This is a genomic window from Shimia haliotis (assembly GCF_900114415.1).
Lineage (GTDB): Bacteria > Pseudomonadota > Alphaproteobacteria > Rhodobacterales > Rhodobacteraceae > Shimia > Shimia haliotis.
This window is the reverse complement of record NZ_FOSZ01000001.1, coordinates 966,919-979,247: the sequence shown is the minus strand read 5'-3', so window position 1 is coordinate 979,247 and position 12,329 is coordinate 966,919. Positions and strand designations below refer to the sequence as shown.

Genomic DNA, 12,329 nt, shown 5'->3' with positions numbered 1-12,329 from the left:
GAGTGTCCAAAGCGGACAGAAGGTTTTGAGATCAGCGGGAGCGGCAGGTGATGCTATTGGATTTCTTTCGGCGGGATGCGACGACACCGGAGACAAAAGCCAGCGCGACGGGGCCGGTGATGGCGTGGCATGGTGTTGGTCGTGTAGCGTGGAGCCCGCGCGATACGGTGTCGCTGACGCGGTCGGGGTTTGCTGGCAATCCGGTTGGGTTTCGCTCGGTCAAGCTGATTGCGGAGGCGGCGGCGGCGCTGCCGCTGGTGTTGCAGAGCGCAACCGAGCGGTTTGAAAGTCATCCGGTGTTGTCGCTGATCCGCTCGCCCAATGCGGCGCAGGGGCGGGCGGAATTGTTTGAGGCCCTGTATGGGCAGCTATTGCTGTCGGGCAACGGCTATGTCGAGGCCGTGGGCGGCGAGGCAGGCGTGCCGCTGGAGCTGCATGTATTGCGTCCGGACCGGATGAATGTGGTGCCCGGCGCGGATGGCTGGCCGGTGGGGTACGAATATGCGGTGGGCGCGCGCAAGCATCGGTTTGAGGTCGGGGAACAGTCGCCGATTTGCCATGTGAAGGCGTTTCATCCGCAGGACGATCACTACGGGTTTTCCCCGCTTCAGGCGGCGGCGATGGCGATTGATGTGCACAACAGCGCGTCGCGCTGGTCCAAGGCGCTTTTGGACAATGCGGCACGGCCATCGGGGGCGATTGTGTATCGCGGGGCCGAGGGGCAAGGCAGCCTGAGTTCGGATCAGTATGACCGTCTGGTCGGGGAGATGGAGAGCCATCATCAAGGTGCGCGCAATGCGGGGCGGCCGATGCTCTTGGAAGGCGGGTTGGACTGGAAACCGATGGGATTTTCGCCGTCGGATATGGAGTTCCAGAAGACCAAAGAAGCGGCGGCGCGGGAGATTGCGTTGGCCTTTGGGGTGCCGCCGATGCTGCTTGGAATTCAAGGGGATGCGACCTACGCGAATTACCAAGAGGCGCATCGCGCGTTTTACCGGCTGACGGTGTTGCCGCTGGCGACGCGGGTGTCGGCGAGCGTTGGTGATTGGCTGGCGGGGTTTGCCGGTGAAGAGATCACTCTGAAGCCCGATCTGGATCAGGTGCCGGCGTTGTCAGGGGAGCGGGATGCACAGTGGGCGCGGGTTGCGAATGCAGAGTTTTTGAGTGCTGCGGAGAAGCGCACGTTGCTGGGTTTGCCAGCGCTGTCGGAGGATCAGAATGAGTGATCAACGGTTCGGATTCGAGGCGTTTGATTGCGCGCCAGGTCTGCGGCTTGAGGCGCATGAGCGGGTGGCGAAGCTGCAATTTGATAGCCTGAACAGGCGGTTGGACAAGATTGAATTATTGATTGAACGGCTGGAGAAGCGGCTTTGGCTGACGGTCTATGGCGTGGTGGCGGTGATCCTTGCGCAGGCGTTTCAGTCAGTGATGGGGGTAGCGCCGTGAGCGGCGGAGCGAGAGAGGTGAGAACGGTGGATATGGATCTGGAACGCAAGTTTGCGCGGTTTGGCGACGGGCTGTCGGTGGCGGAAGGCACGAAGATCGAGGGCTATGCGTCGCTGTTTGGCAAGACGGATCGCGGCGGAGATGTGGTGCGCAAGGGGGCTTATGCGGCGTCGCTTAAGGCGCTGGGGGCCTCGGGGCGGTCGGTGAAGATGTTGTGGCAGCATGATCCGGCGCAGCCGATTGGCATCTGGGACGAGGTGCGCGAGGACGCGCGCGGGCTTTGGGTCAAAGGGCGGCTTTTGACCGGTGTGGCCAAGGGGGCCGAGGCGGCAGCGCTGATTGAGGCGGGGGCGATTGATGGGTTGTCGATTGGCTATCGCACCGTGAAGGCGGCGAAGAATGAGAAGGGCGAGAGGCTCTTGACGGAACTGGAACTCTGGGAGGTGTCGTTGGTGACATTCCCGATGTTGCCCAGTGCGCGGGTGGCGGCGAAGGAGGCGACTCCGGCGCAGGATCTGCGGGAACTGGCGGCGGTCTTTGAGGACGCGCGCCGAGAACTGGCGCCGCGCTGAGGCGTCGCTAACCAAAGACGGGAACAAGCTGATGAGCAGAACCGAGAGCAAGTCTCGGACCGGGGAAGGTGTGTCCCCAATGGCCGAGGTGTCCTCCGCGATGGCGGGGTTTGTGAGTGAAATCAAGTCCTTCAAGGGCGAACTTCAATCTGAAATCGACGAACAGAAAGAGCGAGTGAACATGCTTGAACGCAAGACAGTGAGCGCGGCGCGGCCGCATTTGGCGGCGGCGACGGATTTTGACGCCCCGCATCAGAAGGCCTTTGACGCTTATCTGCGCAGCGGTGAGGATGACGGTCTGCGCGGGCTGGAGCTTGAGGGCAAGGCGATGTCGAGCGCGGTCAACAGCGACGGGGGCTATCTGGTCGATCCGCAGACGGCGGAGACGATCAAGTCAGTGCTGAATGCCACCGCGTCTATCCGTGCGGTTGCCAATGTGGTGAACGTGGAAGCGACGTCTTATGACGTGCTGATCGACAGCTCGGAAACGGGTGCGGGCTGGGCGGATGAAACCACCGCAACGGCGGAGACCGGCACGCCGACGATTGAGCGCATTTCCATCCCGCTACATGAACTGTCGGCGCTGCCCAAGGCGTCGCAGCGTCTGCTGGATGACAGCGCTTTTGACGTTGAAGCCTGGCTGGCGGGGCGCATTGCGGACAAATTTGCGCGTGCCGAAGCAGCAGCGTTTATCAATGGCGATGGTGTGGACAAACCGACGGGCATCATGACCCACACGGCGGTGGACAATGCAAGCTGGAGCTGGGGCAATATCGGCTATGTGGCGACCGGTGTGGACGGTGATTTCAATGGCGGTGACGGCATCATCGACGTGGTTTACGCGCTGGGGGCGCAGTATCGCGCGAACGCGTCTTTTGTGATGAATTCCAAGACCGCAGGGGCGGTGCGTAAGCTGAAGGATGGCGATGGCCGTTTCCTGTGGTCCGATGGTCTGGCGGCGGGGGAGCCTGCGCGTCTGCTGGGCTATCCGGTGCTGATTGCCGAGGATATGCCGGACATTGCGAGCGGCGCGGATGCGATTGCATTCGGTGATTTTGGCGCCGGTTACACGGTGGCGGAGCGTCCAGATCTGCGTGTGTTGCGCGATCCGTTCAGCGCCAAGCCGCATGTGATGTTCTACGCCACCAAACGCATTGGCGGCGACGTCAGCGATTTTGCCGCGATCAAGCTGCTGCGCTTTGCGGTGAGCTGATTTTCGGGTGGATCGGGCGGTCTTGGCCGCCTGATCCGGGCGCGCGTGACATGCCTTTGCGTTGTCTGGCTTATCCCCTCCGTTGAAGCGACGTGAGGCGCGCGCGCCCAACTTCTTTTGAGTATTTTGGAGTAATTCCATGATGTTGGTCGAAGAAACTGAAGTGCCTTCAGCGGGGCTTCCGGTGGCAGAGTTCCGAGAGCATTTGCGGCTTGGCACGGGCTTTTCCGAAGACACGTTGCAGGACGCGGTGTTGGAGAGTTTTTTGCGGGCGGCCCTGAGCGCGGTGGAGGCGCGGACGGGCAAGGTGCTGCTTGAACGTGACTTCAGCTGGACTTTGGAAGGTTGGCGCGGGGTGGATGCGCAGGGCTTGCCGGTGGCGCCGGTGAGCGCGGTGACGGGGCTGGCGTTGACCAACCGTGCGGGGGAAGTCGTGACTGTGGCGTCATCAAGCTATCGCTTGGTGGCGGACAGGCAGGTGCCCGAGGTACGCAGCACGTCGACCTGTTTGCCGGTGGTGCCTGACGGTGGATCAGCGACGGTGCAGTTCACTGCGGGGTTTGGCGCGGGCTGGACGGATGTGCCGGTCGATCTGCGGCAGGCGGTGCTGATGCTGGCGGCGCACTATTATGAGTATCGCCATGACACAGCGTTGCAGGGCGGGTGTATGCCCTTTGGTGTCACGAGCCTTCTGGAGCGCTATCGCCCGATGCGGCTGGGGGCGGTGCAATGAGCGCGTTGACGGTGACGTTGTCCCGCCAGTTGGTGCTTGAGGCGCCCGTGCAGGCGCCGGATGGGGCCGGCGGGTTTGCAAGATCCTGGCAAGCCTTGGGGACGGTCTGGGCCGAGGTCACGTCGTTGACAGGGCGGGAACGCGATGGCGGTGAGGTGTCGCTGGCCACTGCGCGGTATCGGATCACGGTGCGCGGGGTGCCGCATGGGGCGGAACAGCGGCCGGTTGCAGGGCAGCGTTTTGTCGAAGGGGCGCGGGTGTTTGCCATTCAGTCGGTGAGCGAGCGGGACGCCAAGGGACGGTATCTGCAATGTCTGGCGGTGGAAGAGGTGGCGACATGAGTTATGGCGCAGCGGAAGCCCTTCAGCAGGCTGTTTACGCGACCCTGAGCACCGATGCGGCGGTGGTCGCAGAGGTGGGCAGCGCGATTTATGACGCGGTGCCGTCGGGCGCGGTGCCGGACCTTTTTGTCAGCCTCGGGCGGGAAACCGTGCTGGATCGGTCAGACAAGAGCGGGCAGGGCGCGGAGCATCGGTTCGAGGTCAGCGTGATTGCGGATCAGGCGGGCTATGCACGGGCCAAAGCGGCGGCGGTGGCGGTCTGTGATGCGCTGGTGGGTGCGGAGCTGACGCTAGCACGCGGGACGCTGGTTTACTTGAATTTCGACCGCGCCTCGGCGCGCAAGGACACAAGCGCAAATCTGCGCCGGATTGATCTGCGGTTTCGGGCGCGGATCGAAGACACGCAAACATAAGCAGGAGTGAGACAATGGGTGCCCAGAACGGCAAGGATCTTTTGATCAAGGTGGATTTGACCGGTGATGGTCAGTTTGAAACGGTGGCGGGGCTGCGCGCGACGCGGATCAGCTTTAACGCGGAAAGCGTCGATGTGACCTCGCTTGAGAGCCAGGGCGGCTGGCGCGAGTTGTTGAGCGGGGCGGGCGTGAAGTCGGCGGCGATCAGCGGGTCGGGGGTGTTTAAGGACGCCAACACGGATGAGCGCGCTCGGCAGATCTTCTTTGACGGGGAAACGCCAGGTTTTCAGGTGATTATCCCTGATTTTGGCACCGTGGAGGGGCCGTTCCAGATCAGCGCGATTGAGTATGCGGGCAACCACAATGGCGAGGCGACCTATGAGCTGTCGATGGCCTCCGCCGGTGCACTCGACTTTGTGGCGGCGTGAGCATGGCGAACCCCTGGGCCGGAGAGGTGGCGCTTGATCTGAACGGGCGGCGGCAGGTGATGAAGCTGACGCTGGGCGCTTTGGCGGAGCTTGAGACAACGCTGGGCGCGGACAGTTTGGTGGCGCTGGTGGAGCGTTTCGAGGCGCGGACATTTTCGGCGCGGGATGTGAGCGCGTTGATTTTGGCGGGGCTACGCGGGGGCGGCTGGCAAGGCACGGCGGAGGAGTTGGCACAAGCAGAGATTGGCGGCGGGCCGATGAAGGCGGCGCAGGCGGCGGCGATGTTGCTGGCGAGGGCCTTCAGTTTGCCTGATGAGAGCGCATGAGCCGGTTTGACTGGGCTGCGTTGCTGCGCTGTGGCGTGCGGCAGTGCGGGCTTAGGCCGGCAGAGTTCTGGGTGCTGACGCCTGTGGAATTTGGCGTGCTTATTGGCGCGGATGAGGCAGGGCCTTCGATGACGCGGGACGGGTTTGCGGCACTGATGGCGGCCTATCCGGATGCAGGGACAAAAGGAGCGGGAGATGGATGAGATCGGCGGACTGGAGGCGCAAATCGAGGCGTTGGAGCTGACGCTTGGGGATACGGGCGCGGTGGTGGCCGGATTTGATGGTGAGTTACAGCAGATGCGGGCGTCTTTGGCGGCAACCGGAACCGATGTGGCGGCGCTGGACAAAGGAATCAGTCGCGGGTTGCGCAAGGCGTTTGATGGATTGGTGTTTGATGGGGAAAACCTGTCGGATGCGTTGAAAACGCTGGCGCAGTCGATGATTGACGCCACATACCGCGCAGCCTTGAAGCCGGTGACGGATCAGGTTGGCGGGCTGATTTCCAGTGCCGTCGGCGGGCTTGTTGGTGGGCTGCTGCCCTTTGCCGATGGCGCGAGTTTTTCGCAAGGCCGTGTGCGACCGTTTGCGAGTGGCGGCGTAGTGACCGGGCCTGTGACGTTCCCGATGCGGGGCGGCACGGGCCTAATGGGTGAGGCGGGGCCAGAAGCGATCATGCCCTTGGCACGGGGTGCGGATGGCAAGCTGGGTGTGCGTTCCGCAGGTGGTGCGCCGGTCAATGTGATCATGAACATTTCCACGCCGGATGCGGACGGGTTTCGCCGCTCTCAAGGACAGATCGCGACGCAGATGAGCCGCGCTTTGGGGCGTGCACAGCGTAACCGATAGGAGAGGATCATGGGATTTCACGAGGTTCGATTTCCCGCCAACCTGAGCTTTGGCTCGGTGGGGGGGCCGGAACGGCGCACCGAAGTGGTGACGCTGGTCAACGGGTTTGAAGAGCGCAATTCGCCCTGGGCGCATTCGCTTCGTCGCTATGACGCGGGAGTCGGGATGCGGTCGCTGGATGATGTGGAAACGCTGATTGCCTTCTTTGAGGCGCGGCACGGAATGTTGCACGGGTTTCGCTGGAAAGATTGGTCGGATTTCCGCAGTTGCGTGGCGTCGGCGGAGGTGGATTACCGCGATCAGGTGATTGCGGTGGGCGACGACGTGACGGCGCAGTTTCAGTTGATCAAGACTTACAGGTCGGGCGAACACGCGTATCGCCGTCCGATTTTGAAGCCGGTTCAGGGAACGGTGAAAGTGGGGGTTGCGGGCGATGTTTTGCAGGAAGGCGTACATTTCGAAGTGGATGAGGCGACGGGGATAGTCACCTTTGAGCATCCTCCCAATGCAGATCGCGAGATCACGGCAGGGTTTGAGTTTGATGTGCCGGTGCGGTTTGACACGGACCACATCCAGACCAGCGTTGCGAGTTTTAAGGCTGGCGACGTGCCTAACGTGCCGGTGGTGGAGGTGCGTGTCTGATGGGGTTTCACGATGGGTTGAAAGCGCATTTGCAGAGCAGCGCAACGACGGTGGCGCGGGCTTGGCAGATCACCCGCAAGGATGGCGTGATCTACGGGTTTACCGACCACGATTGCGATTTGACTTTTGATGGTGTGACCTTTCGAGCCTCTACGGGTTTGACAGCAACTGCGATTGAGCAGGGCACAGGCCTTTCGGTAGACAATCTAGAGGCTGTCGGGATGCTGACCGATGCGGCGGTGCGCGATGAAGATATCGAAGCGGGACGGTTTGACGGGGCCGAGATCGTTGCATGGTTGCTGAATTGGTCAAACGTGGGCGACCGGCAAGTCGTGTTTCGCGGCTCAATCGGGGAGATTCGGCGCGCGGGTGGGGCGTTCACAGCGGAATTGCGAGGTTTGAGCGAGACGCTGAACATCCCGCGTGGAGGGGTTTATCAAAGACCGTGTTCGGCGGTGCTTGGCGACAGGGCATGCAAGTTTGATCTTGGCGGGCTTGGTTTCACAGAAGAACGTGCGGTTGAGGAGATCGAAGACGGGCGGGTGCTGCGTTGGCGCGATCTGGATGGATTTGAGGACGGGTGGTTCACGAGGGGGCGGCTTGAAATCCTGAGTGGAGATGCGGTGAACCTTGAAGCTGTGATCAAGGCGGACCGGTTCCTGAAAACAGGCGCCCGCGAGATCGAATTGTGGGAAACCCTGCGTGCGAAAGTTCAAGCCGGTGATTTTGTCCGGCTGACCGTTGGTTGCGACAAGCGATTTCAAACCTGTCGCTACAAATTTGGCAATCTGGTCAATTTTCGAGGGTTTCCGGACATTCCTGGCGAGGATTGGATAACCAGCTATCCGGTGAGCACTACCGACAATTCCGGCGGGAGCCTGCGGTGATGGGGGGGCATGATACACGGGTGGTCGAGGCTGCGCGGGCTTGGATTGGTACGCCCTATCTTCATCAGGCGAGCAGGTTGGGCGTTGGGGCGGACTGCCTTGGTTTGATCCGTGGCATTTGGCGCGATCTCTATGGTCATGAACCAGAGAGACCACCGCCCTATAGTCGGGATTGGTCGGAACCATCAGGTGATGAACGGCTTTGGCTGGCGGCGCGGCGGCATTTAATGTCCAAGCCACGCGAGGCTGATTGGGTTTGTGGGGACGTTCTGCTCTTTCGCATGCGCAGTTCGGCTGTGGCAAAACATCTGGGCATTCTGAGCGATACGGGTCGAGCCCCGAAGTTTGTGCACGCCTATAGCGGGCACGGCGTGATCGAAAGCCCTTTGGGGGCGGCCTGGCGGCGGCGCGTGGTGGCCCGATTTGAGTTTCCTGAGGAGTGTGAGTGATGGCGACGGTGATTTTGGCGGCGGCCGGAGCGGCGGTCGGTGGCTCGGTGGGAGGCACGCTGGCGGGGATTTCTTCGGTTGCGATCGGGCGACTGGTTGGTGCCACTGCTGGGCGGTTGATTGACCAACGTTTGATGGGTGGCGGGTCCGACGTTGTGGATAGTGGCAAGGTCGAGCGGTTTCGTATGACCGGATCGGCGGAAGGATCTGCGATCAGTCGCCTTTATGGGCGGACGCGGGTTGCCGGACATGTGATCTGGGCCACACGGTTTCAGGAGCACGTGACTGTCACCGGTGGCGGCAAGGGCGCGCCATCGCAGCCAAAGACCAGAGAGCACAGCTATTCGGTGTCACTGGCAATCGCGCTGTGTGAGGGCGAGATTACACGGGTGGGGCGAATTTGGGCGGATGGGATCGAGGTGTCGCCGGAAGATTTGGATATGCGGGTTCACCTTGGTACGCAGGATCAGATGCCGGATGCCAAGATGGAAGCCGTGGAGGGCACGGGCTCTGTGCCGGCCTATCGCGGAACAGCCTATGTTGTGTTTGAGGATTTGCATCTTGCGCGGTTTGGCAATCGGGTGCCGCAGTTCACTTTCGAAGTAATGCGCCTGACGCCCGAAGATCAGCCTGAGGTTCAGAGTGACTATGCGCAGTCTGTCCGAGCGGTGGCACTGGTTCCGGGAACCGGAGAGTACGCCCTTGCCACAACGCCTGTGTTTTACCGCAAGGGCGTTGGGGAAGAGTGGAGCGCAAATGAGAACAGCCCTGCGGGTAAGACCGATTTCACTGCATCCTTAGAGGCGCTTGGGGAGGAGTTGCCCAATTGTGAGGCGGCGTCGCTGGTTGTGAGTTGGTTTGGCAATGATCTGAGGGCGGGTCAGTGTGAACTACGCCCTAAGGTCGAAAGCAATGATGCGGATGGCCGCAATATGCCGTGGCTTGTGTCTGGGTTGGCGCGCGCCAATGCACAGACCATTGCGCAGCAGGACGGCAGGCCAATCTATGGCGGCACACCCGCAGACGCCGCAGTGGTTGAAGCGATTGTGCATATGAGGGACGCAGGGCAGGATGTGATGTTCTATCCCTTTATCCTAATGGAACAGCTGGCCGATAATGGTCTGCCTGATCCCTGGAGCGATGCCACAGATCAACCGGTCCTGCCATGGCGCGGGCGCATCACAAGCAGCGTGGCTGCGGGTCGTGACAACACGCCGGATGGCACCTCGGCCGCTGACGAGGAAGTCGCGGCCTTTATGGGGACTGCGATGGCGGGTGATTTTACTGTGACGGATGGAGCCGTCCAATACACGGGGCCGGATGAGTGGCGCTATCGCCGCTTTGTTCTGCACTATGCGGCCCTATGTGCGGCGGCAGGTGGTGTGGCGGCCTTTTGTATCGGGTCAGAGATGCGCGGGCTGACGCAAATACGCGGTGAGAGCGGCTTTCCTGCGGTGGAGGCGCTGCGGGATTTGGCTGCGGAGGTGCGGATACTTCTCGGCCCTGAGACCAAGATCGGCTATGCGGCGGACTGGTCTGAGTATTTCGGATACCATCCGCAGGACGGAACGGGGGATGTCTATTTCCATCTGGATCCGCTTTGGGCGGACAGCGAGATCGATTTTGTTGGTATCGACAACTATATGCCCCTGTCGGACTGGAGGGACGGGCGGGACCATATGGATGCAAAACATTGGAAGGGGCCGCATGACATAGAGTATCTGATGGCCAATATCGAAGGCGGTGAGGGTTATGAGTGGTATTATTCGTCCCAAACCGCGCGCGATGCGCAGCGCCGCCAAGTGATTTCTGATGACGCCTATGGGGAGCCGTGGGTTTATCGGTATAAAGATCTCCGGTCTTGGTGGCACACTTCGCACCACAATCGTGTGGGCGGTACGCGTCTTGCCACTCCGACACCGTGGGAGCCGCAATCCAAACCGATCTGGTTTACGGAAATAGGTTGCGCAGCCATCGACAAGGGAACAAATCAGCCCAACGTTTTCCATGATGAACGGTCTTCGGAAAGTGCCTTGCCATTTTATTCAAACGGCGCGCGCGACGACGCGATGCAACAGGCGTATCTGGAGGCTATGCAGCGCTATTGGAGCGATGAGGCCAACAATCCGGTGTCGGCAACTTACGGGGCGGCGATGATTGACATGTCCCGCAGCTTTGTCTGGGCGTGGGACACGCGGCCATTTCCGTTTTTCCCGAACAATCGTTCTTTGTGGAGCGACGGTGGCAATCATGCGCGGGGGCACTGGATTAACGGGCGAAGCGGAAACCGGACGCTTGCGTCGGTGGTCGCAGAGATCTGCCGTGCCGCGGGCGTGGCGCACTTTGACGTGTCTGATTTGCGTGGCGTGGTGCGCGGTTATGAGGAGACAGAGGTGTCAGATGGTCGAGCCGCGTTGCAACCTTTGATGCTGCGCTACGGGTTTGATGCGCTGGAACGGGAAGGCCAGTTGGTCTTTGCGATGCGGGGGGACAAAGCGGCCGTTGCGCTGGATGAGGCAGAGTGCGCGGTCTCTTCAGAACTTGAGGGCGATCTGGAAAAGCAACGCGCACCGGATGCGGAAATCTCGGGGCGGGTTCGGCTTGGTTTCCTAGAGGCTGGGCGCGACTATGGGGCAATGGCCGAAGAGGCGATCTTGCCTGGGGAACAAAGCTTTGCCGTGACACAGAGTGAGCTGCCTTTGGTGATGACGCGGGCCGAAGGTCGCCAGACCGCAGAACGCTGGCTGGCGGAAGCACGGGTTGCGCGGGACGGAGTGAAATTCTCCCTGCCGCCTTCGCGTTTGCATATCGGTGTCGGCGACATGGTTTCATTTGATAGCGCAGACGCTCCTGAGGAGTGCTATCGCATTGATAGGCTCACCCAGGCCGGTGTGCAGGTCATCGAAGCGGCGCGGCAGGAAGACGCGATCTATGACATTGCGCCACTGCCGGACGACGACCCGCGCAGCAGCCCGTTTGTGGCGCCCGTGCCGGTGCAAAGCCTGTTTCTGGATTTGCCATTGATCCGCGGCACAGAAGCGGCCCATGCGCCGCATTTGGCCGTCACTGCACGTCCTTGGCCTGGGTCTGTTGCGGTTTATGAAGCCGATGCGGACGAAGGATATGCCCTCAACACAGTGCTGAATGGCGCGGCAGTGATCGGCGTGACGCAATCGGCGCTGGGCACTGCACCGTCGGGGCGGGTGGATCGTGGCACTGCGTTGGAGATCCGTCTGCTAAATGGTGAATTGGAAAGCGTTGGCGACGTGGCCTTCCTAAACGGTGGCAATCTGTTTGCGATCGGGGATGGATCGGCAGACAACTGGGAGCTTTTTCAGGCCCAAAGCGTCAATGCGGTGGGAGATCGCCGGTATATGCTTGAGCACCGGTTGAGGGGGCAATTGGGTACAGAACAGTCAGAGGCTCATGTCTGGCCGGTGGGCTCATGGATTGTGGCGATTGATGCCGCGGTACGCCAATTGGATATTGCCGCAACCCTGAGAAACGTCGCGCGCCACTACCGGATCGGCGCGGCTGGCCGCGCCATGTCAGACCCAAGTTATAGCCATCATGTGCACGCCTTCGCTGGCTTGGGGCTGCGCCCCTATGCGCCGGTACATCTGAAGGCTCGTGCGGATGGTCTTGGCGGTTTGGACATCAGCTGGACGCGGCGGACGCGAATTGACGGAGATCCGTGGGAAGTGGTCGAAGTGCCCCTTGGAGAAGACAGCGAGCAGTATCTGATACGGGTTTGCAAAGGGCAGCAGGTCCTGCGCGAAGTCACAGTCTCTGCACCTGTGTGGTCCTATCCGGCGTCTGATTTGAGTTCAGATTTGGCCGCAGGTGGCGACAGATTGCAGATTGCACAACTGTCCACGAGATTTGGCGCAGGCAAATTTGCCGCGCTGGCCTTGCCTCAGATGTGACGGAGGAAGTTTCGGGGTGATCACATCTTTATGACTGATCGCCATGTTCACGGCTTTGAATTTGCGACGCCACTCCTATCTGTAGTAGATTGGCGCGGAGAGGATGA

General features: G+C 61.1%; 15 protein-coding genes. All 15 read left to right on the top strand.

Annotated features, from left to right (window positions below):
* Positions 1-50: 50 nt before the first annotated feature.
* Positions 51-1,226 carry a phage portal protein gene (locus BM069_RS04810; RefSeq protein WP_093320900.1) on the top strand — a complete coding sequence of 392 codons (1,176 nt, stop codon included), beginning with the start codon at positions 51-53 and terminating at the stop codon, positions 1,224-1,226.
* Positions 1,219-1,446, top strand: coding sequence for a GTA head formation protein, RCAP_rcc01685 family (locus tag BM069_RS04805; protein WP_093320898.1), 228 nt, complete (start codon positions 1,219-1,221; stop codon positions 1,444-1,446). Before BM069_RS04810 ends, BM069_RS04805 begins: the two co-directional genes overlap by 8 nt.
* A 32-nt stretch (positions 1,447-1,478) precedes the next feature.
* Positions 1,479-2,018 carry an HK97 family phage prohead protease gene (locus BM069_RS04800; protein ID WP_170846681.1) on the top strand — a complete coding sequence of 180 codons (540 nt, stop codon included), beginning with the start codon at positions 1,479-1,481 and terminating at the stop codon, positions 2,016-2,018.
* Between the two features lie 31 nt (positions 2,019-2,049).
* Entirely contained in the window at positions 2,050-3,231 is a 1,182-nt protein-coding gene (locus BM069_RS04795) for a phage major capsid protein (RefSeq protein WP_093320893.1), read from the top strand.
* Positions 3,232-3,370: 139 nt separating this feature from the next.
* Positions 3,371-3,964 (top strand): head-tail connector protein, encoded by a 594-nt coding sequence (locus tag BM069_RS04790; protein WP_093320890.1) that lies wholly within the window; start codon positions 3,371-3,373, stop codon positions 3,962-3,964.
* Positions 3,961-4,305, top strand: a complete 345-nt coding sequence (locus BM069_RS04785; RefSeq protein WP_093320888.1) for a head-tail adaptor protein — start codon at positions 3,961-3,963, stop codon at positions 4,303-4,305. The genes BM069_RS04790 and BM069_RS04785 overlap by 4 nt, the downstream gene beginning before the upstream one ends.
* A complete protein-coding gene (locus BM069_RS04780; RefSeq protein ID WP_093320885.1) occupies positions 4,302-4,718 on the top strand; it encodes a DUF3168 domain-containing protein in 417 nt (138 codons plus the stop codon). The genes BM069_RS04785 and BM069_RS04780 overlap by 4 nt, the downstream gene beginning before the upstream one ends.
* Positions 4,719-4,732: 14 nt before the next feature.
* The gene (locus BM069_RS04775; RefSeq protein WP_093320882.1) at positions 4,733-5,146 is read left to right on the top strand and encodes a phage major tail protein, TP901-1 family; all 414 of its coding nucleotides are present in this window, start codon (positions 4,733-4,735) and stop codon (positions 5,144-5,146) included.
* Between the two features lie 2 nt (positions 5,147-5,148).
* On the top strand, positions 5,149-5,472 hold the full coding sequence (locus BM069_RS04770) for a gene transfer agent family protein (RefSeq protein WP_093320880.1): 324 nt from the start codon (positions 5,149-5,151) through the stop codon (positions 5,470-5,472).
* Positions 5,469-5,675 (top strand): phage tail assembly chaperone, encoded by a 207-nt coding sequence (locus tag BM069_RS04765; RefSeq protein WP_093320877.1) that lies wholly within the window; start codon positions 5,469-5,471, stop codon positions 5,673-5,675. The genes BM069_RS04770 and BM069_RS04765 overlap by 4 nt, the downstream gene beginning before the upstream one ends.
* Complete coding sequence (locus BM069_RS04760; protein WP_093320874.1) at positions 5,668-6,318, top strand: phage tail tape measure protein; 651 nt, start codon at positions 5,668-5,670, stop codon at positions 6,316-6,318. The genes BM069_RS04765 and BM069_RS04760 overlap by 8 nt, the downstream gene beginning before the upstream one ends.
* 9 nt (positions 6,319-6,327) lie before the next feature.
* Positions 6,328-6,960 carry a DUF2460 domain-containing protein gene (locus tag BM069_RS04755; protein WP_093320872.1) on the top strand — a complete coding sequence of 211 codons (633 nt, stop codon included), beginning with the start codon at positions 6,328-6,330 and terminating at the stop codon, positions 6,958-6,960.
* A complete protein-coding gene (locus BM069_RS04750; RefSeq protein WP_093320869.1) occupies positions 6,960-7,847 on the top strand; it encodes a DUF2163 domain-containing protein in 888 nt (295 codons plus the stop codon). Before BM069_RS04755 ends, BM069_RS04750 begins: the two co-directional genes overlap by 1 nt.
* On the top strand, positions 7,847-8,296 hold the full coding sequence (locus BM069_RS04745) for a C40 family peptidase (protein ID WP_093320867.1): 450 nt from the start codon (positions 7,847-7,849) through the stop codon (positions 8,294-8,296). Before BM069_RS04750 ends, BM069_RS04745 begins: the two co-directional genes overlap by 1 nt.
* Positions 8,296-12,222: a baseplate multidomain protein megatron gene (locus tag BM069_RS04740; RefSeq protein ID WP_093320865.1), complete on the top strand. Its 3,927-nt coding sequence runs from the start codon at positions 8,296-8,298 to the stop codon at positions 12,220-12,222. Before BM069_RS04745 ends, BM069_RS04740 begins: the two co-directional genes overlap by 1 nt.
* Positions 12,223-12,329 lie beyond the last annotated feature (107 nt).

Coding starts and splice junctions, on each gene's coding strand:
- BM069_RS04810 (WP_093320900.1), top strand. CDS start 51: ATGCTATTGGATTTCTTTCGGCGGGATGCGACGACACCGGAGACAAAA.
- BM069_RS04805 (WP_093320898.1), top strand. CDS start 1,219: ATGAGTGATCAACGGTTCGGATTCGAGGCGTTTGATTGCGCGCCAGGT.
- BM069_RS04800 (WP_170846681.1), top strand. CDS start 1,479: ATGGATCTGGAACGCAAGTTTGCGCGGTTTGGCGACGGGCTGTCGGTG.
- BM069_RS04795 (WP_093320893.1), top strand. CDS start 2,050: ATGAGCAGAACCGAGAGCAAGTCTCGGACCGGGGAAGGTGTGTCCCCA.
- BM069_RS04790 (WP_093320890.1), top strand. CDS start 3,371: ATGATGTTGGTCGAAGAAACTGAAGTGCCTTCAGCGGGGCTTCCGGTG.
- BM069_RS04785 (WP_093320888.1), top strand. CDS start 3,961: ATGAGCGCGTTGACGGTGACGTTGTCCCGCCAGTTGGTGCTTGAGGCG.
- BM069_RS04780 (WP_093320885.1), top strand. CDS start 4,302: ATGAGTTATGGCGCAGCGGAAGCCCTTCAGCAGGCTGTTTACGCGACC.
- BM069_RS04775 (WP_093320882.1), top strand. CDS start 4,733: ATGGGTGCCCAGAACGGCAAGGATCTTTTGATCAAGGTGGATTTGACC.
- BM069_RS04770 (WP_093320880.1), top strand. CDS start 5,149: ATGGCGAACCCCTGGGCCGGAGAGGTGGCGCTTGATCTGAACGGGCGG.
- BM069_RS04765 (WP_093320877.1), top strand. CDS start 5,469: ATGAGCCGGTTTGACTGGGCTGCGTTGCTGCGCTGTGGCGTGCGGCAG.
- BM069_RS04760 (WP_093320874.1), top strand. CDS start 5,668: ATGGATGAGATCGGCGGACTGGAGGCGCAAATCGAGGCGTTGGAGCTG.
- BM069_RS04755 (WP_093320872.1), top strand. CDS start 6,328: ATGGGATTTCACGAGGTTCGATTTCCCGCCAACCTGAGCTTTGGCTCG.
- BM069_RS04750 (WP_093320869.1), top strand. CDS start 6,960: ATGGGGTTTCACGATGGGTTGAAAGCGCATTTGCAGAGCAGCGCAACG.
- BM069_RS04745 (WP_093320867.1), top strand. CDS start 7,847: ATGGGGGGGCATGATACACGGGTGGTCGAGGCTGCGCGGGCTTGGATT.
- BM069_RS04740 (WP_093320865.1), top strand. CDS start 8,296: ATGGCGACGGTGATTTTGGCGGCGGCCGGAGCGGCGGTCGGTGGCTCG.